Origin of the sequence: Ruminococcus sp. AF37-20, from assembly GCF_003460465.1 — a bacterium.
Classification (GTDB): Bacteria; Bacillota; Clostridia; order Oscillospirales; family Ruminococcaceae; genus Hominimerdicola; species Hominimerdicola aceti.
Window position 1 is genome coordinate 78518 of the sequence record NZ_QTVE01000007.1, and the last position, 23956, is coordinate 102473.

At 43.8% G+C, this 23956-nt stretch carries 23 protein-coding genes; 9 read left to right on the top strand and 14 right to left on the bottom strand.

All coding sequences use genetic code 11. The features are described from left to right. Positions 1–31 precede the first annotated feature (31 nt). Positions 32–823 carry a Bax inhibitor-1/YccA family protein gene (locus tag DW015_RS06380; protein WP_117863366.1) on the top strand — a complete coding sequence of 264 codons (792 nt, stop codon included), beginning with the start codon at positions 32–34 and terminating at the stop codon, positions 821–823. A gap of 130 nt (positions 824–953) precedes the next feature. On the opposite strand, the gene DW015_RS06385 is transcribed toward DW015_RS06380, so the two are convergent. The 5 genes from DW015_RS06385 to DW015_RS06405 form a co-directional block, all read right to left on the bottom strand. Further along, positions 954–3314: a phosphoketolase family protein gene (locus DW015_RS06385; RefSeq protein ID WP_117904974.1), complete on the bottom strand. Its 2361-nt coding sequence runs from the start codon at positions 3312–3314 to the stop codon at positions 954–956. Positions 3315–3588: 274 nt separating this feature from the next. Next, on the bottom strand, positions 3589–3909 hold the full coding sequence (locus DW015_RS06390) for an AzlD domain-containing protein (protein ID WP_022288164.1): 321 nt from the start codon (positions 3907–3909) through the stop codon (positions 3589–3591). Continuing rightward, positions 3903–4613, bottom strand: a complete 711-nt coding sequence (locus tag DW015_RS06395) for an AzlC family ABC transporter permease (protein ID WP_117904976.1) — start codon at positions 4611–4613, stop codon at positions 3903–3905. The genes DW015_RS06390 and DW015_RS06395 overlap by 7 nt, the downstream gene beginning before the upstream one ends. A 34-nt stretch (positions 4614–4647) precedes the next feature. Then, a complete protein-coding gene (locus DW015_RS06400) occupies positions 4648–5178 on the bottom strand; it encodes an isochorismatase family cysteine hydrolase (protein WP_117904977.1) in 531 nt (176 codons plus the stop codon). A 591-nt stretch (positions 5179–5769) separates the two neighbouring features. Next, positions 5770–5976 carry a DUF378 domain-containing protein gene (locus DW015_RS06405; protein WP_022288161.1) on the bottom strand — a complete coding sequence of 69 codons (207 nt, stop codon included), beginning with the start codon at positions 5974–5976 and terminating at the stop codon, positions 5770–5772. A 272-nt stretch (positions 5977–6248) separates the two neighbouring features. On the opposite strand from DW015_RS06405, the gene DW015_RS06410 reads away from it, so the two are divergent. The 4 genes from DW015_RS06410 (at position 6249) to DW015_RS06425 (ending at position 10685) form a co-directional block, all read left to right on the top strand. After that, entirely contained in the window at positions 6249–7253 is a 1005-nt protein-coding gene (locus DW015_RS06410) for an aldose 1-epimerase (RefSeq protein WP_117904979.1), read from the top strand. Positions 7254–7365: 112 nt separating this feature from the next. After that, positions 7366–9825 carry a glycosyl transferase gene (locus DW015_RS06415; protein WP_117904981.1) on the top strand — a complete coding sequence of 820 codons (2460 nt, stop codon included), beginning with the start codon at positions 7366–7368 and terminating at the stop codon, positions 9823–9825. A 26-nt stretch (positions 9826–9851) separates the two neighbouring features. Continuing rightward, entirely contained in the window at positions 9852–10364 is a 513-nt protein-coding gene (locus DW015_RS06420; RefSeq protein WP_117904983.1) for a hypothetical protein, read from the top strand. 99 nt (positions 10365–10463) lie between these two features. Beyond that, positions 10464–10685, top strand: a complete 222-nt coding sequence (locus tag DW015_RS06425) for a helix-turn-helix domain-containing protein (RefSeq protein WP_242843639.1) — start codon at positions 10464–10466, stop codon at positions 10683–10685. A gap of 120 nt (positions 10686–10805) precedes the next feature. Here DW015_RS06425 and argF read toward each other — a convergent pair whose 3' ends face one another. The 9 genes from argF to DW015_RS06470 form a co-directional block, all read right to left on the bottom strand. After that, complete coding sequence (gene argF, locus DW015_RS06430) at positions 10806–11720, bottom strand: ornithine carbamoyltransferase (RefSeq protein WP_117904985.1); 915 nt, start codon at positions 11718–11720, stop codon at positions 10806–10808. A gap of 78 nt (positions 11721–11798) precedes the next feature. Further along, entirely contained in the window at positions 11799–12983 is a 1185-nt protein-coding gene (locus tag DW015_RS06435) for an aspartate aminotransferase family protein (RefSeq protein WP_117904987.1), read from the bottom strand. A gap of 32 nt (positions 12984–13015) precedes the next feature. Beyond that, positions 13016–13873, bottom strand: coding sequence for an acetylglutamate kinase (gene argB / locus DW015_RS06440; protein ID WP_022288154.1), 858 nt, complete (start codon positions 13871–13873; stop codon positions 13016–13018). A 34-nt stretch (positions 13874–13907) separates the two neighbouring features. Beyond that, positions 13908–15164, bottom strand: a complete 1257-nt coding sequence (gene argJ / locus DW015_RS06445; RefSeq protein WP_117904989.1) for a bifunctional glutamate N-acetyltransferase/amino-acid acetyltransferase ArgJ — start codon at positions 15162–15164, stop codon at positions 13908–13910. 462 nt (positions 15165–15626) lie between these two features. Beyond that, positions 15627–16574, bottom strand: a complete 948-nt coding sequence (argC, locus tag DW015_RS06450) for an N-acetyl-gamma-glutamyl-phosphate reductase (protein WP_117904991.1) — start codon at positions 16572–16574, stop codon at positions 15627–15629. 128 nt (positions 16575–16702) lie between these two features. Continuing rightward, the gene (locus tag DW015_RS06455; protein ID WP_117904993.1) at positions 16703–17143 is read right to left on the bottom strand and encodes a hypothetical protein; all 441 of its coding nucleotides are present in this window, start codon (positions 17141–17143) and stop codon (positions 16703–16705) included. After that, positions 17124–18497, bottom strand: coding sequence for an argininosuccinate lyase (gene argH, locus DW015_RS06460; RefSeq protein WP_117904995.1), 1374 nt, complete (start codon positions 18495–18497; stop codon positions 17124–17126). Before argH ends, DW015_RS06455 begins: the two co-directional genes overlap by 20 nt. A 107-nt stretch (positions 18498–18604) precedes the next feature. Beyond that, positions 18605–19039: a pentapeptide repeat-containing protein gene (locus DW015_RS06465; protein WP_117876987.1), complete on the bottom strand. Its 435-nt coding sequence runs from the start codon at positions 19037–19039 to the stop codon at positions 18605–18607. 79 nt (positions 19040–19118) lie between these two features. Then, a complete protein-coding gene (locus DW015_RS06470; protein WP_038672450.1) occupies positions 19119–20354 on the bottom strand; it encodes an argininosuccinate synthase in 1236 nt (411 codons plus the stop codon). A 475-nt stretch (positions 20355–20829) separates the two neighbouring features. On the opposite strand from DW015_RS06470, the gene DW015_RS06475 reads away from it, so the two are divergent. The 4 genes from DW015_RS06475 (at position 20830) to DW015_RS06490 (ending at position 23937) form a co-directional block, all read left to right on the top strand. Beyond that, complete coding sequence (locus tag DW015_RS06475; protein WP_022288147.1) at positions 20830–21366, top strand: flavin reductase; 537 nt, start codon at positions 20830–20832, stop codon at positions 21364–21366. A gap of 30 nt (positions 21367–21396) precedes the next feature. Then, positions 21397–21594: a ferredoxin-thioredoxin reductase catalytic domain-containing protein gene (locus tag DW015_RS06480; RefSeq protein ID WP_117904997.1), complete on the top strand. Its 198-nt coding sequence runs from the start codon at positions 21397–21399 to the stop codon at positions 21592–21594. A 17-nt stretch (positions 21595–21611) separates the two neighbouring features. Continuing rightward, on the top strand, positions 21612–21935 hold the full coding sequence (gene trxA / locus DW015_RS06485; protein WP_117904999.1) for a thioredoxin: 324 nt from the start codon (positions 21612–21614) through the stop codon (positions 21933–21935). Positions 21936–22125: 190 nt separating this feature from the next. Continuing rightward, complete coding sequence (locus tag DW015_RS06490) at positions 22126–23937, top strand: beta-L-arabinofuranosidase domain-containing protein (protein ID WP_117905001.1); 1812 nt, start codon at positions 22126–22128, stop codon at positions 23935–23937. The last annotated feature ends 19 nt before the right edge of the window (positions 23938–23956 follow it).

The window sequence follows — 23956 nt, forward strand, 5'->3', positions numbered from 1 at the left end:
ATATTGGCGAAAAAATAAAGGAGGCAAATTCATGAACGATTATAATAATTTTTCTGAAAGCTATTCAAATCCACGAGTAAAAAAGCTGCGTTCTTTCGCACAGTCCACTTACGGCATGGAGGCTGCCAGCTATAAGGGCATTGCAATGAAGACCTTATATTTTGTTGCAGTTTTCGCCGCAGGCATGGGAGCATATTTTTACATTCACAACTTCTTCGGCGGCGGTGCGCAGGCTTTTTCCACTGAGTATACTATCTTTGTCGGCGCTCTTATCGCAACAGCAATAGCAGGACTTGTGGCTTCATTCGCTCCGAAAACAACGGCGGTAACAGGCTCTATCTATTCCGCAGGCATGGGATATGCCCTCACCTTTATGTCAATGATCTACGCAATGCAGTGGAAAGGCATAATAGTTGAAGCCGTTACACTGACGCTTCTCACAGTTGCAGTGCTTGCAGTTATCTATTCAAAGGGCGTTCGTGTGGGAAGCAGAATGAAAACTGCTCTTATCACCTGCCTTTGGGTGTCTATCATAGGCGGATTGCTTTTCATGCTTCTTGCATGGCTCGCACCTCATTCAGCTATCTACACTTCAATCGTTGCAATAAACAACGGCCCTATCGGCATACTTTTCGCTGTTATTGGCGTTCTTATCGCCGCAGCGCTTCTTATGTGCGATTTTGAAACTATCCAGATGACAGTTGAACAGGGGCTTCCTGCTCAGTATGAATGGTATGCAAGCTATGGTCTTATCGTAGGCGTTATCTATCTTTATCTTAAAATACTGAACCTTCTTGCAAAGATAGCAAACAACAGAAAATAATTTATAGACTTAGCACTTTTTATCCCTCGTCGCAAGGCGGGGGATATTTTTATGCACAAAAAAGGAACTCCCGAATAAACGGAAGTCCCTTTTTGTGTGGGTATATTTAATTAATAGAAAGGCTTTTTTATCAGATATCCCATTTCCAATCTCTGATCTCAGGCATATCAAGACCATACTCAGCAATATACTGCTTGTGTTCAACAAGCTTGTCCTGCATGAGCTGGTGGAGATAAGCGCCTGTGTTTCCGAGCTGTGGAAGTCTCTTGATAACTTCCATAACAAGGTGGAAACGGTCTATCTCGTTCTGAACTCTCATGTCAAATGGAGTTGTGATCGTACCCTCCTCGTTGTAGCCGCATACATAAAGGTTGCGGTTGTGACGGTGATAGAGAAGCTCGTGGATAAGTGTAGGATAGCCGTGAAATGCAAATACGATAGGCTTGTCCTTTGTGAACAGTGCGTCAAAGTCAGCGTCGGAAAGTCCGTGTGGGTGCTTTGACTGTGGCTGAAGCTTGAACAGGTCAACAACGTTGATAAATCTTATCTTTACCTGTGGAAGATTCTTTCTCAGGATAGTTACTGCCGCAAGTGCTTCAAGTGTAGGTGTGTCGCCGCAGCAAGCCAGAACAACGTCAGGCTCCTGACCCTGATCGTTTGAAGCCCATTCCCAGATACCGATACCCTGTGTGCAGTGCTTAACAGCCTGCTCCATTGTGAGCCACTGCTGTCTTGGGTGCTTTGATGTTACCATTACGTTTACATAGTTCTTTGAACGTATGCAGTGGTCAAAGCATGACAGCAGACAGTTTGTGTCCGGTGGGAGATACATTCTTACAACGTCTGCTTTCTTGTTTGCAACGTGATCGAGGAAGCCCGGATCCTGATGTGTAAATCCGTTGTGATCCTGCTGCCATACGTTGGAAGAAAGTATGTAGTTAAGTGAAGCTATCTTCTGTCTCCATGGGAGCTGTGAAGTAACTTTGAGCCACTTAGCGTGCTGTGAGAACATTGAGTCAACTATTCTGATGAAAGCCTCATAGCTTGCGAAGAAACCGTGACGTCCAGTGAGCAGATAGCCCTCCAGCCAACCCTCGCACATATGCTCAGAAAGCATAGAGTCCATAACACGACCGTCAGCGGCAAGGAACTCGTCGTTGTCCAGCTTGTCAGCGTTCCAATCTCTGTTTGTTGCCTCAAAGACCTTGCCAAGTCTGTTTGACATTGTCTCGTCAGGTCCGAAGATACGGAAGTTTCTGCTTTCTTCATTAAGCTTGAATATATCTCTTACAAATCCGCCAAGCTCTATCATATCCTGTGCTTCAACTGCACCGGGAGCAGGTACGTCGATACCGTATTTTCTGAAATCAGGAAGTCTGAGATCTCTCAGAAGAAGTCCGCCGTTGGCGTGTGGGTTTGCACCCATTCTTCTGTCGCCTGTAGGAGCAAGCTCTTCAAGCTCAGGGATAAGTCTGCCCTCTTCTGTGAAAAGTTTCTCAGGGTGATAGCTCTTGAGCCAATCCTCAAGCATTTTCAAATGCTCAGGAGCTTCCATTGTCATTGGGACCTGATGCGCTCTGAATGTACCCTCTATCTGCTTGCCGTCTACAACCTTCGGACCTGTCCAGCCCTTTGGTGAACGGAATATTATCATAGGCCACTTTGGTCTTTCAGTAACGCCGTTTTCTCTTGCGTTCTTCTGGATAGCCTTTATTTCCTCGATAACAGTGTCAAGAGTTTCAGCCATGAGCTTGTGCATCGTCATAGGATCGTCGCCCTCAACAAAGTATGGCTTCCAGCCGCAGCCCTCAAAGAAGCTCTTTATCTCTTCATGAGAAATTCTTGAGAATACAGTTGGATTTGATATCTTGTAGCCGTTAAGGTGAAGTATAGGGAGTACGGCACCGTCAGTCTTAGGATTCAGGAACTTGTTTGAGTGCCATGCTGTTGCAAGAGGACCGGTTTCAGCCTCACCGTCGCCGACAACGCAAGTTGTGATAAGGTCAGGGTTGTCGAATACAGCGCCGAATGAGTGTGCAAGTGAATAACCAAGCTCACCGCCCTCGTTTATAGAACCTGGGGTTTCAGGTGCAACGTGTGATGAGATTCCTCCCGGGAAAGAGAACTGCTTGAACAGCTTCTGCATACCCTCAATATCTCTTGAAATGTTAGGATATACCTCAGAATAAGAGCCTTCAAGATAGGTGTTGGCTACCATGAAGTTTCCTCCGTGACCAGGGCCTGAAATATAGATCATGTCAAGGTCATATTTCTTGATGACTCTGTTAAGGTGAACATAGATAAAGTTCTGACCAGGTACAGTACCCCAGTGACCAACTATCTTTTTCTTGACGTGATCCATTGTGAGCGGCTCACGGAGAAGCGGATTGTCAAGCAGATAGAGCTGACCTGCCGAAAGATAATTGGCAGCTTCCCAATACCTGTTCATTTTCTCCAAGAGCTCAGGAGAAATGTTCATTGTGTCTGACATTGCAATACCTCCATATATTTTGTCATAGATCAAAAACAGTAAACGTTTTCACACAATAAGATTATATCACAGCCCAGAATTTTTTGCAAGAAAAGAATATGAAACTAGCCGAAAATTTTATACTCCATTTACGATATTTCATGTGCTATATAAAAATAGCAATAATAAAGACCTCTCCGCATATAGCAGAAAGGTCAAAGTATGTCTAAATAATAGTAAAGAACATATGCAACGTCCTTAGCCGGTGGGCTGCCGAGGACGCCAGCCCCTACATTTAGATAAGCTGACAAATAAGTATCACGCAGAAGCTTGCAAGGCAGGCAAATGCCGCAACTATAATAAGGCTTTTTTCCTTGAATGCAAGCACGCAGGCTGTTATAAGTCCTGCTATGGAAGCCGCAAGGTTTCCCGTTGAGAATAGTATGGACGGGAACGTCATTGCTCCAAGCACAGCATATGGCACATAGTAAAGAAAGCTTTGCACAAATCTGTTTGTTATCTTGCCCTTGAATATCACCAACGGCAGGGCACGAATAAGATAGGTCACTCCTGCCATAATGAAAAGATAAATGAAGAAATCTCTTATACTCAGCATTGACCGTCCTCCTCATTTTTCACAGGCATGAGAGTCGCCATTATCCCTGCGGAAAGGACGGTGCAGATTATTATGGAAAATCCTCCGGATACCTTATTAAGAATAGGCAGCCACTTGAAACAACAGCTAAGAAGAGCCGCAAATATCGCCGCCATTGCAATGCCCTTGTTTTTCTTTGCAGGCGGTATTATTATTGCAAGGAACATTCCGTATATTGCAATGCTAAGTGCGCTTATGACTATCTCAGGAAGTATTTTTCCTGCCGCCGCACCTATAAGAGTCCCCAGCGACCAGCCTGCTACAGGTAAAGCGATAAGCCCATACATATACTGCCTTGAAACTTCACCTATATTTCCCATTGCCATGACAAATATCTCGTCTGTCACTCCAAAGCCTACCAGCCAGCGGTGTATTCCCGACAGTGACTTGTCAGCTTTCTGTGAAAGAGATATTGACATAAGGGCATACCTCAGATTGATGATAAACTGGGCACAAGCCATTTCTATCCAGAAACCGCCCCCTGACAGCATAATGTCAAGTCCTGCGAACTGACCTGCTGAGGTCACGTTGCAAATAGAGATAAGCACAGTTTCCCACCAGCTCAGACCGCCTTTTACGCCTTGAAGTCCGAATGTAAAAGATACCGAAAGATACCCCAAAGCAATAGGTATGCCGTCTTTAAGACCTTTTTTGAAACCACTCATAAATCATTCCGCCGAAGCGGAGTTCCCCCTCAAATCAAAAATTATCTATCCTGCACTGACATGACGCCATTGTTACAAGTGCCGCCTTGTGGCTTCCCGCGGTTACTCCTGCGCAGGCGTTTGCGTCAACTATGACCTCGCATTCAGGACAAAAAGCTTTTATGAGCAAAGCGTTTGATACTACGCAAATGTCTGTGCAAAGTCCGCAAAGCTCTATCTCGTCCCCTGCCTTTGTTATTTCAGCAAGGTGCTGTGCAAGCTCAGCCGAGCCGAATGTGCTTTTTTCATAGACCTCTGCGCTTCCGCCGATAGCCTCAGCTACCTGAGTCTCAGGCTGCCAACCCTCTGTGCCTTTTATGCAATGCGCCACAGGGAGCTTTTTTCCCTCAGGCGTTTCAAGATAATCCTTGAAATGCGTGTCAAGGGTCATGAATACAGTGTTGCCCTGAGCCTTGTAACTGCGTATTTTTTCACAGACAGCAGGAACGATCATTTCTGCCATTTTTGAACCAAGACTGCCCGTGACAAAATCATTCTGCATATCAACAACTATAAGATATCTCATATTCTATTTACTCCTTTCTCTCACGACGAAAACGTTTTGACAGGTAAGAACTGACATATTGTTTTATTAGTCCATAAAGTAACATTATAATCCTAAAATATGAATTTTTCAACGTGTGCATAAAATGGGCAAAAAAAATGCTGAGCAACGGTGCTCAGCAGAAAATAAAATAAAAAAAACTATGTGTAGAACAAAAGAAAGGAGACAACAAAACGGATGTTAAATCAAACAAATTATGTTCAATATCCTTAACATCAATTAAATTATAACCTCTTTTGTAGCGATAGTCAAGAAAAAGTTGCAAAGAACTTGTTAATTTTCTGAAAATTCGGGATTTTGCACAAATATTTCGTTGACATTATGCTAACAATGACATCTGCGTGAGGTCTGAACTTAATTCGACTTAAAAAAGTAAAATATCTTATCCATTTTTAGTGTCTGTGATGTTCAAATTTTAACATTTAAAACAAAAAAATAAGGTCATGACAGCAGGAAAGAGAGCCGATTTTAGAATATGCAGCAGGCAAACCCGTGATAAAATGCTGCCCTCTGAAACAAGCTCCCTCTCCTGCTGCCATGACCTGCAGGGGACTACTGCTCGGTGACAAGTCTGTTGTCTTTGAAAAACAGTGAAATGCACCAGATAGCCGAAATAGCTACCAAAACGTAGATGATCCTGCTTAGTATCGCTGCAGCGCCTCCGAAAAGAAATGCCACAAGGTCGAACTGGAAAATGCCCACAAGCCCCCAGTTTATGCCGCCTATTATGAGAAGCAGCAGTGCGATCCTATCTATCATGAGAAACTCCTCCTTTGATTGTTTAAAATATAGATCAGTCCGTCTGTCAGCGGGCTGTTAATTGTAGTATTGTCATATTTTTTTGGATTATTCATTACACGTTTGGTAAAAAACTACTAAAAAACACAGCCAAAATTCTATATAAAAATCTGCTTTTTGTACTAGACAAAAGCGACGGGCTATGTTATAATAATTGTGTATTAATCGTTTAAGTGAAAATATATGGTAAGGCGGGGCGGATCTTCGCTTTGCATTATGGGGGCGTTACTTTTTTGAATAATATAGACCTTAAATTCATGTTTAAAGATACGGAATGTGTCAGAATGCAGTCGGGAAAGTATTCCTGCGTTATCGCACCAAAACTTGGTGCTGCTGTGCTGAGGCTTCGTGACGAGGAAAACGGCATAGAGGTGTTCAGATATCGTGATGACTGCACTCTCAAGACTATAAATAAGGCGAGAGAGATATGGGGACTGCCTACTCTTTTCTTGCCTAATCGCTTTGATAAGGGCATTATAAAGACCTCTGACGCAGTGTATCAAATGCCTGTAAATGAGAAAAAGCTTGATAATTTTATCCATGGCTGGGTGCATAAGAGAGAACACGAAATAGAGTGTTATTCAACACAGGATAAAAAAGCTGTGCTTGTTACTTCTTATACCTTTGACAAGAATGACGAGATGTATTCTTATTTTCCGGTGGATTTTAAAATATCCTATACGTTTACGCTGTCTGAAAACGGTCTTTTGCAGGAGATATACCTGACAAACAACAGCGACAAGGCTTTGCCTGTTTCCATATGTACTCATACCTGCCTTAATGCGCCAATGTGCGACGGTGGCAGGGAGGAATCAATGAGAATGTGCGTGCCGATAATCGAAAAGTGCGAGCTTGACAAGAGATGTCTGCCAACAGAAAAGCTTTTGCCTCTTAAAAAGAAAGACCTTGAATATAAAGAGGGTACAAAAATGCCTACCCTGCACAATATCTCAAACGATATGTACACCGCAGGCATGAACAAGCTTGACGGCAAGGAATTCTATGGCTCTTATGTTGTGGATACTGACAATGGTCATAAGGTTTGCAACGAGGTGTCAAAAGAATTTAAGTTCTGGAATATGTGGAACGATAAGGGCAATAAAGGATATTTCTGCCCTGAACCAATGACAGCTATGATAAACTCTCCTAATCTCAGCCTGCCTAACGAAGTGAGCGGATATAAGGAGATAACAAAGGGTCACACATTCAAGTGCTGGCAGAGATTCTTTACTGAATAATAGAAAATGCAGTAGGGGCGACATGAGGTCACCTGTTGATATACGCATTTGTATGGGTTATAATTAAGAAATTAATTAACAATAGATAAATTACGAAAGGTGGAAATTATTGATGAAATTTGGTCATTTTGATGACGTGAAAAAGGAATATGTCATCAGCAATCCAAGAACGCCATATCCATGGATAAACTATCTTGGCACACAGGAGTTCTTCTCACTTATCTCCAACACAGCAGGAGGCTATTCCTTCTATAAGGACGCAAGACTGAGAAGAATAACTCGTTACCGTTACAACAACGTGCCTATCGACATGGGCGGAAGATATTTCTATATCAAAGACGGCGAAACTATCTGGAATCCGGGCTGGTCACCGGTAAAGACAGAGCTTGACGCTTACGAGTGTCGTCATGGTATGGGCTATACTATCATCACAGGTAAGAAGAACGGATTGAAGGCTGAGGCTACATTCTTTGTACCACAGAACTATAACGGCGAGGTTCAGCAGGTAGTTCTCACGAACGAGAGCAATGAAGAAAAAACATTCTCATTCTTCTCATTTGCAGAGTGGTGTCTTTGGGACGCTCAGGACGACTGCACAAACTTCCAGAGAAACTTCAGCACAGGCCGTGTTGAGGTAGTAGGTTCAACTATCTATCACAAGACAGAATACAGAGACAGAAGAGATCACTTTGCATTCTATACAGTAAATGACGAGATAGACGGCTATGATACAGACAGAGATTCATTTATCGGTCTTTATAACGGCTTCCATAACCCACAGGCTGTTGAAGCAGGCAAGGCTAACAACTCATTTGCAGACGGTTGGTCACCTATCGCTTCACACTACAAGAAGATAACACTTGCTCCGGGCGAGTCAAAGACACTTGTTTTCATTCTCGGCTATGTTGAGATGCCTGTTGACAAGAAGTTCGAGGCTGACGGCGTTACTATCAATAAGGAAAAGGCTCTCGCAATGATCGAGCAGTACAACACTCCTGAAAAGGTAGCCGCAGGTCTTGAAGAGCTCAAGGCAACTTGGGACAGACTTCTCAGCGTTATCAATGTTGACACACCTGATGACAAGGTAAACAGAATGGTAAATATCTGGAACCAGTATCAGTGCATGGTAACATTCAACCTTTCACGTTCCGCATCATATTTTGAGAGCGGTATCGGCAGAGGAATGGGCTTCAGAGATTCAAACCAGGATATCCTCGGTTTCGTTCATCAGATACCGGACCGTGCAAGACAGCGTATCATCGACATCGCTTCTACACAGCTTCCTGACGGCGGCTGCTATCATCAGTATCAGCCTCTTACAAAGAAGGGCAACTCCGATATCGGCGGCGACTTCTCAGACGACCCACTGTGGATGATACTCTCAGTTTCCGCATATATCAAGGAAACAGGCGATTGGTCTATCCTTGACGAAATGGTGCCATATGATAACGACGAGTCAAAGGCTAAGCCAATGCTCGACCACCTTAAGGTATCATTCTATCACGTTGTAAATAACCTCGGCCCTCACGGTCTGCCACTTGCAATGAGAGCTGACTGGAACGATTGTATCAACCTTTCATGCTACTCTGACACTCCGGGCGAGAGCTTCCAGACTTATACAAACCCTAAGTTTGCAGCCGAGGGCGGCTACTCGAAGATAGCTGAGTCTGTAATGGTGGCAACACTCTTTACATACACAGGTCCTAACTATGTGTCTATCCTCAAGCATCTCGGCAAGGACGATGAAGCTGCCGCAGCACAGGCTGAGATAGACAAGATGAAGAAGAACGTTATGGAATCTGCATTTGACGGCGATTGGTTCCTGAGAGCCTACGATTCCACAGGCGCAAAAATGGGTTCTAAGGAATGTGAAGAGGGCAAGATATTCATTGAGCCACAGGGCTTCGCAGTTATGTCTGAAATAGGCAAGGACGAGGGTGCTGACATCAAGACACTTGATTCTATCGACAAGTACCTCAATACAAAGTATGGTCTTGTTCTTAACAACCCTGCATACTCAAAGTATTATATCCAGTATGGTGAGATATCCACATATCCGGGCGGATATAAGGAGAACGCCGGTATCTTCACACACAACAATGCTTGGATAATCTGCGCAGAAGCATATGCAGGCAGAGGCGACAAGGCGTTCGAGTATTACAGCAAGATAGCTCCTGCATTCAACGAGGAGATATCTGATCTTCATAAGACAGAGCCTTATGTATACGGTCAGATGATAGCCGGTAAGGACGCAAGCAGATTTGGCGAGGGCAAGAACAGCTGGCTCACAGGTACAGCCGCATGGAACATGGTAGCTATCTCACAGTACATTCTCGGTGTACAGGCTGACTTTGACGGCTTGAAGATAGATCCATCTATCCCTCACGAGTGGGACGGCATGACAGCAACACGTCAGTACAGAGGTGCAACATACAACATCACTGTTAAGAACCCTGATCACGTTTGCAAGGGCGTAAAGAGCGTAACTGTTGACGGCAAGGCAGTAGAGGGCAATGTTCTCCCTGTTGCTGAGAACGGTTCAACAGTTAACATTGAGGTCGTAATGGGCTAAGCAATACAAATTTTAAAGGCGAGATTATGTTTTTTTGGAAAGACAAAGAAAAAAATAAACCAACTACAATTGAGCATCCTGTATTAGGAACTTTGATTAAAAAAACAGATTGGTACACAAAGAAGAGCTTTATCATTACATTATGGGATAAAACTTTTGACCTGTATCTATGTATATACTCAAATCAAAAAGATGCTGTAATTTCATTTGAACAAGAAGAAGCAATCAGATATTATTTTGATAATCAGATTCAAATCGAACGAGATATTCAAAAAATGTTGTTGAATTTTTTTCACACTTCAGATTGTTCTTTGATTGAAAAGAGTATACAAATTGAAGGATTGAATTTTACAAGGAATGGAGCTATCAGCATTGGTTTAATATCTGATTTTTCTGATGAGTTTCTTGAAAAACATATTGGAGAAGATGTTATTTTTACAGATTCTTTTGGGATGTCAGTTTATCCGATTAAGGCGGTGCTTCCAAATGAGAAAGTATATTACAACTTCAATAATAAATACGAAGGAGACCAGCTTTAATATGAATGTGTTTGACAGCATAATTACTGGACTTAACGAGGCAGTTGACTACGAAAAAGGTAAAATTTCTGCTAAAAAACAACTCTTAGAATAGAGCCTTTGCCTGATATATCTGCTGAAGATATAAAAGCGATCCGAAAAAAGCTGGGATTTACGCAGGCGGTATTTGCCGCGGTGATCGGAGTTTCGACAAAAACTGTTGAGGCGTGGGAAACAGGTACGAACCAGCCTATCGGTCCTGCACGCAGAATGATCTCACTCATTCAGTTTGACCCAGAAATTCTGCAAAGCTACCATATCGTAAATGAAAATGTTATTTAACTATGACCGCAGTTCTTTGAGGACTGCGGATCTTTTTATCCCGTCACATCAAAGACCTTTTTGATGTGTTCAACACAAAAAAGCCGCCCACCAGCGTGGACGGCTTTTGTCATATGCGAATTATTCCTGCGGACCCATTACCTTGACCATAACGGCTTTCTGTGCATGAAGTCTGTTTTCAGCTTCCTCGAATATCTCATTTGCGTGAGCCTCGAATACCTTTTCTGTTATCTCCTCTTCACGGTGAGCAGGCAGACAGTGCTGTACCATTGCGTCAGCCTTTGCAACAGCCATAATATCGTCGTTTATCTGATAGCCCTTGAATGCGATCTTTCTCTTCTCAGTCTCAGCTTCCTCGCCCATTGAAGTCCAAACGTCTGTGAAAAGTACGTCAGAGTCCTTTGCAGCCTCAAGAGGAACGTCAGTCATTGAGAACTTGTCGCCGTAGCCCTTGGCAAATTCAAGAACCTCAGCAGCAGGCTGATAATCCTTAGGGCAAGCGATAGAAACTTCCATGCCTACCTTAAGTCCACCAACGATAAGCGAGTTTGCCATGTTGTTGCCGTCGCCTATGTAGCACATTTTCAGACCCTCGAAACGTCCCTTGAACTCTCTGATAGTCATAAGGTCAGCAAGCACCTGACAAGGGTGGCAGAAGTCTGTCAGACCATTTATTATTGGGATAGAGCCATATTTAGCAAGATCCTCAACCTCTTTCTGCTCAAAAGTACGGATCATGATGCCGTCAAGGTAACGTGAAAGAACACGGGCTGTGTCCTGAACAGGCTCGCCTCTGCCTATCTGGAGGTCACGGTTTGAAAGGAAAAGTGCCTGACCGCCAAGCTGGTACATACCTGTTTCAAAAGAAACTCTAGTACGGGTAGAGGACTTCTGGAATATCATTCCGAGAGTTTTGCCTTTAAGAATGTGATGCTCGATACCGTTTTTGTTTTCGTATTTGAGCTGGTCTGCAAGATTGAGAATGTCGAGAATTTCCTCCTTGGAAAGGTCGAGCATTTTAAGTAAATGTTTCATAATATTTCCTCCGTAATTTGATTTTTATTTGGTATTGCGTAGCCAACGGGCGAACGCTGTTCGCACCTAAACACTTTGTTATTTCTCATCAAGGACTTTTTTCAGTATAGCAAGTCCCTTGTCTATCTGTTCATATGAGATATTCAGCGGCGGCAAAAATCTCAGCTTGTCCTTTGCCGTGAGAATAAGAAGTCCGTTTTCAAAGCACTTGTTAAGCACGTCAGCGGCTTTCTTTGTTTTGAGCCTTACGCCTATCATAAGACCAAGTCCGTCAACGCCCTCAACTTCGTCTATTTCTGCAAGCTTTTCTCTGAAATATTCTCCCTTTTTGCGAACTTCCTCAAGAAATTCAGGCTTTGTCACCTTGTCAAGAACTGCGTTTCCGCCTGCGCAGGAAATAGGATTTCCACCAAATGTCGAGCCGTGTGTACCCTTGCTAAGCACCTCACTGCACTTCTTGTTAGCAAGGCACACGCCTATTGGAACACCGCCTGCAAGACCCTTTGCAAGGGTGGTTATGTCAGGCTTTACGTTGTAAAGCTCAGATGTGAGGAGCTTGCCGGTTCTGCCAACGCCTGTCTGTACCTCGTCTGCGATAGTGAGTATATCCCTCTTTGCACACTCAAGCATGATAGTGTTCACAAAGCTCTGCTGAAGAGGTATAACACCGCCCTCGCCCTGAACAAACTCAAACATTACAGCGCAAACCTTATTGTCAAGCTTGTTGAGCTTGTCCATAAGATCGTCAATATCATTAGCGATAACATTCTCAAATCCGCCAACGAACGGGAAGAAGTAGTTGTGGAAAACCTCCTGTCCTGTTGCAGAAAGAGTGCAAAGCGTTCTGCCATGGAAGCTGTTCACAAGGGTGATGATGATATTTCTCTCAGCGTCCTTGCCGTATTTGTCAAAGCTGTATTTTCTTGCAAGCTTTATTGCACACTCGTTAGCCTCTGCGCCCGAGTTGCCGAAAAACATCTTGTCATAGCCTGTTGCCTCGCAAAGTCTTTTTGCAAAGTCAGCCTGTACCTTTGTGTAATAGTAGTTTGAGGTGTGCTGTATCTTGTGTGCCTGATCGCAGATAGCGTTCACCCAATCCTCGTCGCAGTAGCCAAGGCTGTTTGTGCCGATACCGGAGCCGAAGTCGATATACTCTTTTCCGTCCTCGCCCACAGCCGTCTGACCATGACCGCTTTCCATAACAAGACCTATTCTGCCATAGGTCTGCATAACGTGTTCGTTGAACTGTTCTATGGTGTTCATTTTTATCACTCTTTTCAATATGTATTGATATTTTATATAAACTGTGTACCGATACCCTCGTTAGAGAGCAGCTCGATAAGTATCGAGTGCGGTACTCTGCCGTCAATGATAGTGGTCTTTTTAACGCCACGTCTTACGGCTTCAACACAGCAGTCTATCTTTGGTATCATTCCACCGCTTATGATGCCTTTCTTTTTGAGATAAGGCACATCGCTGACGTTTACCTGTGGGATAAGAGTAGAATCATCGTCCTTGTCCTCCAGCAGACCAACTATATCCGTCATAAGGATAAGCTTTTCCGCTCTCAGACAAGAGGCTATCCTAGCCGCCGCAGTGTCAGCATTGATATTGTAAGACTGTCCGTCCTCGCCAACGCCAACTGTGGAGATTATAGGAACATAACCGTTGTTAAGTGCGTCAACTATAGGCTTTGTCGTCACCTTTTTGATGTCGCCCACAAAGCCAAGGTCTACTTCGCTGTCAAGCTTCTGCGCAAGTATCATCTGACCGTCACAGCCGCAAAGACCGAGAGCCTTTCCGCCATGAAGCTGCAAAGCGCAAACAAGCTCCTTGTTTACCTTGCCGCAAAGCACCATTTTAACGATATCTATAGTTTCTGCGTCAGTGTATCTCAGACCGTTTATGAACTTGCTTTCAATGCCGACTCTTTTGAGCATTGCGTTTATCTCAGGTCCACCGCCATGAACAAGAACTACCTTTATGCCTACCTCGCTGAGAAGCACGATATCGCTCATAACAGCTTCTTTAAGCTCAGCGTTTGTCATAGCGTTGCCGCCGTATTTTACAACGACTATCTTGTCGTGGTATTTCTGAATGTGTGGCAGAGCGTCAATAAGTATCTGACTCCTGATTTTATTGCTTATGTCCATTTCTCATTCTTCTTTCCTATACTGATTTTATGTCTTAGCTTCTGTAATCGCCGTTTATCTTAACATAATCATATGTAAGGTCACAGCCCCATGCAGTGGCAGTGCCGTTGCCGTCGCCGATAGAAACGCTTATTGTGATCTCGTCCTCAAGAAGAACGGTCTTAGCCACTTCCTCAGAGAACTCTATGCCTGCGCCGTTGTGACAAACGTGTATCTCTCCTGCCTTTGATGACAGTGAAACGTCCACCTTGTTTATGTCAAAATCAGCATCAGCGTATCCAACAGCGCAGAGTATCCTGCCCCAGTTAGCGTCTGCACCGAACATTGCACACTTGAAAAGCGGCGAGCATATAACGCTCTTTGCAACGATTATAGCGGTGTCAAGGTCTTTTGCACCGGTAACAGTACATTCAAGAAGCTTAGTTGCACCCTCGCCGTCCTTTGCGAGCATCTTAGTAATGTTCATCATAACGATATAAAGAGCTTTTTTGAACACCTCGTAGCTCTCACCCTCAGCTGTTATCTCAGGGTTTCCTGCAAGTCCGTTAGCCATAACAGCACAGGTATCGTTCGTTGACTGGTCGCCGTCAACTGACAGGCAGTTATATGTTATCTTCACTATCTCAGTGAGAGCCTTTTTGAGCATTTCGGAGGATACAGCGCAGTCTGTAGTGATAACATTGAGCGTAGTCGCCATGTTAGGGTGTATCATACCGCTGCCCTTGCCCATGCCGCCAACGTGGCAGATCTTGCCGTCAAGCTCAAACTCAACAGCCACTTCCTTTTTCACTGTATCAGTAGTCATGATAGCGATAGCGGCTTTTTCGTTTCCCTCATAGGAAAGTCCCTCATAAAGCTCGTCTATCTTAGCTTCGATAGGTTCAAGAGGGAGTATCTGACCAATAACGCCTGTCTGAGCGATAAGAATTTCCTCAGGCTTAACGCCCATTTTAGCGGCAGTCATCTCGCACATTTTGTAAGCCTTTTCCTCGCCGTCAGCGTTGCAGGTGTTAGCGTTTTTGGAGTTGAGGATAAAGCCCTTAGCCTTGCCGCCTGTTTTAGCAAGATTTTTCTGAGAAACAGTAACAGGAGCACCCTTGACCTTATTCTGAGTAAAAACGCCGGCGGCAGAGCACATAACGTCAGACTCCACAAGGCAGAGGTCAGGTTTTTTTGTAGGGTTTTCCTTTATGCCGCAATAAAGACCGTTAGCCTTAAAGCCCTTTGCAGCACACACGCCGCCGTCTACATACTTATAGCCGTCGAAATTTTTCTTTGATATCTCTTTCATATTCAAAACTCCTTACAAAATTTTCACACTAATTAGATCAGGACAGATTTTTTCTATTAATTATTTCTGTAGGGGCGAACAGCGTTCGCCCGCTTATTTTTTCCGCACTTTTATATTCGCACTCATTGGTCGGGAATTGCTCTCCTTTGTGGGGGAGCTTATTGTCGCCGTTGGCGAGTCATTTGAAGACGCTTCGCTGTTCAAATGACAAAAGCGGCGGAGTTTTGTTGGTTTTTAGGCTTGGTTGAGAAATTTTACTTCGGTTTGTTTTATTTTTTTGTCCGCCGCTTTTTTAGACCGTACTTTTGTGGAGGGGGCTCTGCCCCCTGTTGGGTTTGATTTTGCTTTTGGCTTTATTTTGCCCCCGCTGGGGCTGCTCGCCCCCGTCCCTCGGCAGGGCTAACGCCGCCCTGCACCGGCGATTTTTTGTGCGGTGCTTTTGGTTTGTTTTTTGCTTTTTTGTTATTCCAGACCCGTTGCTTCGTTTATCCCCAACATTATATTCATATTCTGTATTGCTGCGCCGCTTGCACCTTTTCCAAGGTTATCAAATCTCGACATAAGCAATATCTGATCTTCATTTCCGCAGACGAATATCTGCATATTATTTGTTCCTGCCAATGTATTCGCCGCGATAAATCCGTCGGCAAGCGTTTCTGTTCCCCCAAGCTCCATTACCTTAACGAAATGCTGACCAAGATAATGCTCCGCCATTATTTCATGAATATTCTCAGGTGTATATTTCTTTGTCAAACATCTTGTCACCAGCGGCACAGAAACAACCATACCATTATAATAGTCGTCCACTATCGGATTGAACATAGGCTTATATTTAAGTCCGCACACCGCCTGCATTTCAGGGATATGCTTGTGCTTCTGTCCAAGTGCATACTGACGTGGAGAATACATTTCCTTTGTTTTATTTTCGCTCTCCATAGCGGCTATCATTTTCTTTCCGCCGCCGCTGTAGCCTGAAACTGCATGGCAGGTAACAGGATAATCCTCAGGAAGCACTCCTGCCTTTACGAGAGGATAAACAAGGCTTATAAAGCCGCTTGCATAACAGCCTGGGTTTGCAACTCTTTTTGAATTGCGGATATTCTCTCTATGCTTTTCAGAAAGCTCAGGGAAGCCGTAATCCCAAGCAGGGTTTGTTCTGTGTGCAGTAGAAGCGTCGATTATCCTAACGTCAGGGTTAGTGCAAAGTGAAGCCGCCTCTATTGCCGCTGCGTCAGGCAGGCAGAGAAAGGTTATATCAGATGAATTTATCATCTTTGCTCTCTCGTTCACGTCCTTGCGCTTTTCCTCGTCAATGAGCATTATCTCAACGTCGTTTCTGTTCTGAAAACGCTCATATATCTGAAGTCCCGTTGTTCCCTCTTTGCCGTCAATAAAAACTCTTGTTTTCATTTTTCTTCATATCCTTCTATAAAACTTTATGATCTTACAATTTAATTACGCAAACATATTATTTATGTAGTGGAACGGCTAAATTTCTGCTTTGCAGAAATGCAACGTCCCACTTGCACTGATTTTATTCAATCGTCCAAAATGTTCTTGTATTCAGGTTCTTTTTTCAGCTTTTTACGCTTTTTATCTTCCTTTGCGGCATTTATTGCGTCCTTATCCGCAAAGCAGTTTCCAATACCTGCAGCGAAGCCTGCGGTCAACACAGTGAGTACGATAAAGTTCGGCACTACCGACCTTGCTTCCTCCACGAAGATATATTCTATCACCGAAACCGCTATCATCACAGGTGCAACATACCATTTCAAGCCGTAGTTCTTAGCGTGTCGGTAGCAAGCCCACCATGTACACACAGGGTACACTACCGTAAATCCCACCGCAAACAGCGGATATATCACAAAAAGCTTAGCTGTAAAAAGCCACATTATAACTGTCGCAAGCTCCCACAGCACAAGATATAGCAGTGCCGCCTTAACAGGGGAGCGGCGTTTATCAAAGCTTGTTTCTGACATATTCTATCTGAGCTTTTACAGACTCAGGCGCAGGACCGCCTGCCGCTTTTCTCTGCATTACGCAGGTGTCAAGGCTGATAGCGTCATAAACGTCCTCGTCAAAGTTGTCAGTGAGCTTCTTGTAGTCATCCAATGGGAGAGTTTCAAGTGTACAGCCCTTTTCAATGCAGGTGTGAACGAGAGTGCCTGTTATCTTGTAAGCATCCCTGAAAGGCATACCCTTTTTAACAAGATAGTCAGCGCAGTCTGTAGCGTTTATAAAGCCCTTGGCTGCGGCGTTTCTCATGTTCTCAGGGATAACTTTCATTGTGGCAAGCATCGGATCGAAGGTTTTAAGACAAAGCTTAACAGTGTCAATAGCGTCAAAGATAGCTTCCTTGTCCTCCTGCATATCCTTGTTGTATGCAAGCGGCAGACCCTTCATCATAACGAGCAGTGTGTTAAGATCGCCGTAAACTCTTCCTGTCTTTCCTCTTATAAGCTCAGTAACGTCAGGATTTTTCTTCTGCGGCATGATAGACGAGCCTGTTGCATAAGCGTCGTCAAGCTCGATAAATTTGAATTCCCATGAGCACCAAAGTATTATCTCCTCAGAAAATCTTGAAAGGTGCATCATAAGCAGTGAGATAGCCGAGCAAAGCTCAATGCAGAAATCTCTGTCTGAAACGCCGTCAAGTGAGTTCTGTGTTATCTCGTCAAAGCCAAGCAGGTCGCAAACCCTCTGTCTGTTTATAGGATAAGTTGTGGAAGCCAGCGCACCACTGCCCAAAGGCATGATGTTCGTTCTCTTGTAGCTGTCCTCAAGTCTTGAAATATCTCTCAGAAGCATATTTGCATACGCCATAAGGTGGTGAGCAAATGTGATAGGCTGTGCCCTCTGAAGATGAGTATATCCCGGCATAACAGTTGTGAGATTTTTCTCTGCAATGTCAAGGATAGTGTGTTCAAGCTTTTTAACAAGCTCGATTATCTCTTTGGTTTCGGCTCTGAGTATCATTCTCACGTCAAGTGCCACCTGATCGTTTCTTGATCTTGCCGTATGAAGCCTCTTGCCTGTGTCACCGAGCCTTTTTGTAAGCTCAGCCTCAACAAACATATGAACGTCCTCTGCAGTAGGGTCAAACTGTAATCTGCCCTCGTCGATATCCGCAAGAATACCCTTAAGTCCCTGGACTATTTTTTCGCTTTCGTGCTTTTCGATTATACCGCACTCGCCCAGCATTGTGGCGTGCGCCATAGAGCCTTCTATATCATAGCGGTACATTCTTGCGTCAAAGGAAATAGATGAATTGAAATCATTGACTCTTTCGTCAACTTCCTTTGTAAATCTTCCTGCCCACATTTTCCCTGCCATTTTAAAACCGTCCTTTATGTTTATTTCAAGTTATCAAATATAAAAAATGTATGGGCAAAATGACCCCAAAGGATCATCCTGCCCCAATACATTTCAATAAGTGCGGATCACATTTCCTTTTCGTGCTGTTCAAGCAGCTTCTGGATATCCACGCCGTTGATCTTCAGACCGTCTATCTTGCAATCGTTTATCTCAACGTTTGTAAGGTCACAGTGAATGAACTGTGAGTTCTTAAGATCAGGATTTTTAAACTCAACATTGTTCATGATAGAGCAGCCAAATCTCGAGTTGCTGAGATTTACGCCCAAGAACTTTGTGTTTACCATATACATATCTGCAAAGTCGCTTTCTTTCATGCTGACGTTGTTGAAATGTGTCTCATCCATATTAACGTCATCGAAAACGGCTTCCTTAAGATTTACGTTCGAGAACTTTGCTCCGCCGAGGTTTACGTCCTCAAAAGAGGAGTTCGGCAGGCTGTCATAAGAGATCTCGACCTTCTTGTCTATTGCAGGCTCAAAAATGCTGTTGTTATCTGACATATCAAAACCTCCGTGAAAAATATTATACAAACTTTTTAAGGCTATACACCTTTATGCTCTGTGAAGCAGAGCGTCACTATTAGTCCTTCTTAGCGTTTCTCTTCTGCTCGAGTTTAGCTCTTACCTTGATAGGCAGACCGAAGAGGTTGATAAATCCTGCTGAATCAGCCTGATTGTAAACATTGTCCTCATCGAATGTAGCAACTTCTTCATCATAAAGTGTGTACGGAGATGTTACGCCTGCGTTTATCATGTTGCCCTTGTAAAGCTTCAGCTTAACGTCACCTGTAACAGTCTTCTGTGTTTCTGTAACAAATGCGCTCATAGCCTCACGGAGAGGAGTGAACCACTGACCATTGTAAACAATGTCAGCAAACTTGATCGAAAGATACTGCTTAACTCTTGCAGTTTCCTTGTCAAGTGTGATAGTTTCAAGAACCTCATGAGCTTTGTAAAGGATAGCTCCGCCCGGAGTTTCATAAACGCCTCTTGACTTCATGCCGACAAGTCTGTTCTCAACAAGGTCAGCAAGACCGATACCGTTTGCACCGCCAAGCTCGTTAAGCTTTGTAACAAGCTCCTTGCCGTTCATCTCAACGCCGTCAACTGCTGTTGGGATACCCTTTTCAAAGTGGATAGTTACATAAGTTGGCTTATCAGGAGCCATGATAGGTGAAACGCCCATTTCAAGGAAGCCCGGCTTCTCATACTGTGGCTCGTTTGCAGGATCTTCAAGATCCAGACCTTCGTGTGAAAGGTGCCAAAGGTTCTTGTCCTTTGAGTAGTTTGTTTCTCTGTTTATCTTCAGAGGAATGTTGTGTGCCTCAGCATACTCGATCTCCTGCTCTCTTGACTTGAGATCCCAGATTCTCCAAGGAGCGATTATTTGCATATCAGGAGCGAAAGCCTTGATAGCAAGCTCAAATCTAACCTGGTCGTTACCCTTACCTGTGCAGCCGTGGCATATAGCGTCAGCGCCCTCTTTGATAGCGATCTCAGCTATTCTCTTTGCAATAATCGGACGAGCAAATGAAGTGCCGAGGAGGTACTGGTTCTCATAAACAGCGCCAGCCTGTACTGTTGGATATACATAATCCTCGATGAACTCTTCTGTAAGGTCCTCGATATAGAGCTTAGAAGCGCCTGTCTTGATAGCCTTTTCCTCAAGACCGTCAAGCTCTGTGCCCTGACCAACGTTTCCTGAAACAGCGATTACTTCGCAGTTGTTGTAGTTTTCCTTGAGCCACGGAATGATGATAGATGTATCAAGTCCGCCGGAATAAGCAAGGACAACTTTTTTGATCTCTTTTGCCATAACAAAATTCCTCCATTGTATGTAGTAAGTATGTTTGTATAATATTTTCACGGCTCTCATGCCGATAAAATTATTATACACCTTTATACAGCATTGTCAAGTGCTTTTGCATAAAAATTTTATATTTATACACATTTCAAGACTTTTTAATGTATATTTTTAGATAATATACAATTTATTCTGTATAAACTTCAAAAGATATACATATCGAGTATTGTAACGGCATAAAATAAAACAGCTAAACCAAAAACACAAAAACAGCTTTACAAATACTTAATTCAATTATATCACTATTCTTCAAAAAAAGCAACACAAAAAAGCCCTGTTTTAACGATTTTTGTACAATATTTCAGGGCTTTCAAGGGGTTGCAATTTCATAAGAAATGATATATAATATACTCAGACGTTTTCTATACGATATTGGTGTACAATAAGTATGATAAGTCTGACATAATACTGAAAGGCGGTAATGAAAATGAGCAGTTTCAACGGTTTCAAAGAGGTAACAGAAAAGCTTGACGCTATTGACTTCAATCCATACAAAAAGATAGGCAAGGAGTGGTTTCTTGTAACAGCAGGCGACGAGAGTGGCTGGAACACAATGACAGCTTCTTGGGGCTTTGCAGGCGTTATGTGGGGAAAGAACACCTTCACCACAGTTATAAGACCACAGAGATATACAAAGGAATTTATCGACAAGGCAGAATATTTCACCATAAGCTTTTTCAAAGAGGAGTATAAAAAGGCGCTTTCTTTCTGTGGCTCACATAGCGGACGTGACTGCGACAAGGCAAAGGAAACAGGTCTGACCCCTGTGTTCGTGTCTGAAAACGGCGTGGAGGTAACAGCTTTTGCGGAAGCTGATATGGTGCTTGTGTGCAAAAAGGCTTATGTTCAGGAGATGAAGCCTGAGTGCTTTGTTGATACTGAAAACGATGAGAAATGGTATTCTGACAAGGATTATCACTATCAGTATATCGGCGAGATAGTAAAGGCATTTGTGAAGGAATAATCTGCGAATAAATGCAAAGGATAGGTAGTAATGGTACGTCTTAATGATGATAAAGAAATGGTAAAGAGCATAAAAGAGGGGCTAAAGCGCACAGGTGGCTATTGTCCGTGCAGGATACAGCGCACAGATGAAAACAAGTGTATGTGCAAAGAGTTCCGTGAGCAGATAGCCGACCCGAATTTTGAGGGCTTCTGCCATTGTATGCTCTATTACAAAAGCAAAGACTAGAAAAGGAGCTGTGAAAAATGTCTGTAAAGGTTATAACAAAGGATAATTTTGAAAACGAAGTAATGCACTCGGAAAAGCCTGTCCTGCTTGACTTCTGGGCAGCATGGTGCGGTCCGTGCAAAATGCTTTCACCGCTGGTGGATAAGTATTCTGAGGAGGACAGTTCTGTAAAGGTGGGGAAGGTCAACGTTGACGAGGAAAACGATCTTGCAGCCGCTTTCGGTATCTCGAGCATACCTGCCCTTTTTGTTGTGAAACATGGCAAGGTAGTTGCTTCAACTGTCGGCTATATGCCTGAGGAGGAGCTCAAATCTTTTGTGGCTTCGGCAAAGGCGAAGTAAAAACAGTTTATCATAACATAACAAAGCAAAGTGTATGGGCGACCTTTGGTCGCCCGCTTTTTTTGTATCGGAATTGGACTATGAACACCTAAGCTTTGTCCATAAAATCTCGGGTTTTGTCCACTTGAAAGATATGCGGTTTGCTGTTATAATCAAGTATAGAAAAAATAAAATTTCGGAGGTATCTTCTATGCTTGATAAAGTGAACAGACATAACGTTACGCTGCTTTCAGGACTTTTTCGTGAAAGAGCCGACCTTAACAGAAACTATCTTTTTGAGCTTGACTCCACTTGCCTTTTGCAGAATTTCTACCTAGAAGCAGGCGTTGTAATGCCGGGGCTTCAGGTGGCGAACGATCCTGAAGGAGCAAAGCTCCACTGGGGCTGGGAAGCTCCTACCTGCCAGTTGAGAGGTCATTTTCTAGGTCATTGGCTGTCTGCGGCGGCAGCTTATTGCGCTTCAAATGAGGATATTGAGCTTAAAGCAAAGCTTGATAAGATAATAAGCGAGCTTGCACGCTGTCAGAAGCTCAATGGCGGCGAGTGGATAGGCTCTATCCCTGAAAAGTATTTCGATTTGATGGCAAGAGGTCAGTATGTGTGGTCGCCTCAGTATGTAATGCACAAAACTGTCATGGGTCTTACTGACGTGTATAAATACACAGGCAATGAGCAGGCGCTTGGCATTGTGAGCAAGCTTGCAGATTGGTATGTTCATTGGACAGACGAGATGCTGAAACGTTCACCCGACGCCATCTATAAGGGCGAGCAGGGCGGTATGCTCGAAGTCTGGGCTGACCTTTACGGCATAACAAAAGACGAAAAGTATATGAAGCTTGCCGAACGCTACAGCGGAAACTGCGTTTTCGATACCTTGGATAAGGGCGGCGACGCTCTCACAAACGACCACGCAAACGCAGGTATCCCGCTTTCTCATGGTGCGGCAAGAATGTATGAGATAACAGGGGATGAAAAGTGGAAAACGCGCACAGAGAGATTTTTCAAGTGCGCTGTCACAGACCGTGGAACATACGCCACAAGCGGTGCAAACTCAGGTGAGTTCTGGGTGCCGCCTCATCAGCAGGGTCATTTCCTTGGTGCGTCAGATCAGGAGTTTTGCACTGTATACAACCTCGTAAGAACTGCCGACTACCTCTTCAAGTGGACAGGTGACACAAAGTATGCAGATTATATCGAGCGTTGCCTTTATAACGGTTTTCTTGCACAGCAGAACGCTTCTACCGGTATGCCAACATATTTCCTGCCTCTTAAACACGGCTCAAAGAAAAAATGGGGCAGCAAGACCCACGATTTCTGGTGCTGTCACGGAACAATGGTGCAGGCTCAGACTCTTTATCCTGACCTTGTCTATTTTACAGACAGTGAGGGCATTATTGTCAGCCAGTATATACCTTCAAAGGCTGATATCACAGTATCAGACAAGCCTGTTCATATTGAGCAGACAACTGATATGAAAAACTACAACAGCCAGACTTTCTTTGATGAACATTCTGACTTCACAATGTCACGCTGGTCAATGAAGTTCACAGTAAGCTGTGAAGAAAAGACAGCTTTTGTTCTGAAGCTTCGCCTGCCTGAATGGGTAAGCGGTGAGCCTGAAGTGACAGTGAACGGCAACGCAGTAAAGGCTGAGATCGCAAACGGCTATATAAAGCTAGCAGGGGAGTGGCAGAACGACACAGTTGGTCTTTTCTTCCCATCAGAAATAAGAATGGAGCGTCTTGAAGATATGCCATACCTTGCAGCAGCTGTTGACGGACCGATAGTTCTTGCAGGTATAACAGGCTGTGACTGCGGTTTACACGGTGACTACTCAAAGCCTGCCGATATTTTCGAGCCACAGATAGAACACACCTACAGCACATTTCCATGGAAGCAGAATGAGTATATCACAAAGGGACAGGAATATAACATCACATTCAAGCCACTTTACGACGTTATGGACGAGGAATACACAGTTTATTTCTCTGAGAAGAAGTAAGTTTTTATCAAACCTCCTG

Bases quoted from the DNA above. Each gene is read 5' to 3' on its own strand.
- DW015_RS06405 (WP_022288161.1), bottom strand. From the start codon at position 5,976: ATGATAGATAGGATCGCACTGCTGCTTCTCATAATAGGCGGCATAAAC.
- argC (WP_117904991.1), bottom strand. From the start codon at position 16,574: ATGAAAACAAGAGTTTTTATTGACGGCAAAGAGGGAACAACGGGACTT.
- DW015_RS06455 (WP_117904993.1), bottom strand. From the start codon at position 17,143: ATGTCAGAAACAAGCTTTGATAAACGCCGCTCCCCTGTTAAGGCGGCA.
- DW015_RS06470 (WP_038672450.1), bottom strand. From the start codon at position 20,354: ATGGCAAAAGAGATCAAAAAAGTTGTCCTTGCTTATTCCGGCGGACTT.
- DW015_RS06390 (WP_022288164.1), bottom strand. From the start codon at position 3,909: ATGCTGAGTATAAGAGATTTCTTCATTTATCTTTTCATTATGGCAGGA.
- argJ (WP_117904989.1), bottom strand. From the start codon at position 15,164: ATGAAAGAGATATCAAAGAAAAATTTCGACGGCTATAAGTATGTAGAC.
- DW015_RS06385 (WP_117904974.1), bottom strand. From the start codon at position 3,314: ATGTCAGACACAATGAACATTTCTCCTGAGCTCTTGGAGAAAATGAAC.
- trxA (WP_117904999.1), top strand. From the start codon at position 21,612: ATGTCTGTAAAGGTTATAACAAAGGATAATTTTGAAAACGAAGTAATG.
- DW015_RS06490 (WP_117905001.1), top strand. From the start codon at position 22,126: ATGCTTGATAAAGTGAACAGACATAACGTTACGCTGCTTTCAGGACTT.
- DW015_RS06395 (WP_117904976.1), bottom strand. From the start codon at position 4,613: ATGAGTGGTTTCAAAAAAGGTCTTAAAGACGGCATACCTATTGCTTTG.
- DW015_RS06475 (WP_022288147.1), top strand. From the start codon at position 20,830: ATGAGCAGTTTCAACGGTTTCAAAGAGGTAACAGAAAAGCTTGACGCT.
- argH (WP_117904995.1), bottom strand. From the start codon at position 18,497: ATGGCAGGGAAAATGTGGGCAGGAAGATTTACAAAGGAAGTTGACGAA.
- argB (WP_022288154.1), bottom strand. From the start codon at position 13,873: ATGGACATAAGCAATAAAATCAGGAGTCAGATACTTATTGACGCTCTG.
- DW015_RS06465 (WP_117876987.1), bottom strand. From the start codon at position 19,039: ATGTCAGATAACAACAGCATTTTTGAGCCTGCAATAGACAAGAAGGTC.
- argF (WP_117904985.1), bottom strand. From the start codon at position 11,720: ATGAAACATTTACTTAAAATGCTCGACCTTTCCAAGGAGGAAATTCTC.
- DW015_RS06420 (WP_117904983.1), top strand. From the start codon at position 9,852: ATGTTTTTTTGGAAAGACAAAGAAAAAAATAAACCAACTACAATTGAG.
- DW015_RS06480 (WP_117904997.1), top strand. From the start codon at position 21,397: ATGGTACGTCTTAATGATGATAAAGAAATGGTAAAGAGCATAAAAGAG.
- DW015_RS06380 (WP_117863366.1), top strand. From the start codon at position 32: ATGAACGATTATAATAATTTTTCTGAAAGCTATTCAAATCCACGAGTA.
- DW015_RS06435 (WP_117904987.1), bottom strand. From the start codon at position 12,983: ATGAACACCATAGAACAGTTCAACGAACACGTTATGCAGACCTATGGC.
- DW015_RS06415 (WP_117904981.1), top strand. From the start codon at position 7,366: ATGAAATTTGGTCATTTTGATGACGTGAAAAAGGAATATGTCATCAGC.
- DW015_RS06400 (WP_117904977.1), bottom strand. From the start codon at position 5,178: ATGAGATATCTTATAGTTGTTGATATGCAGAATGATTTTGTCACGGGC.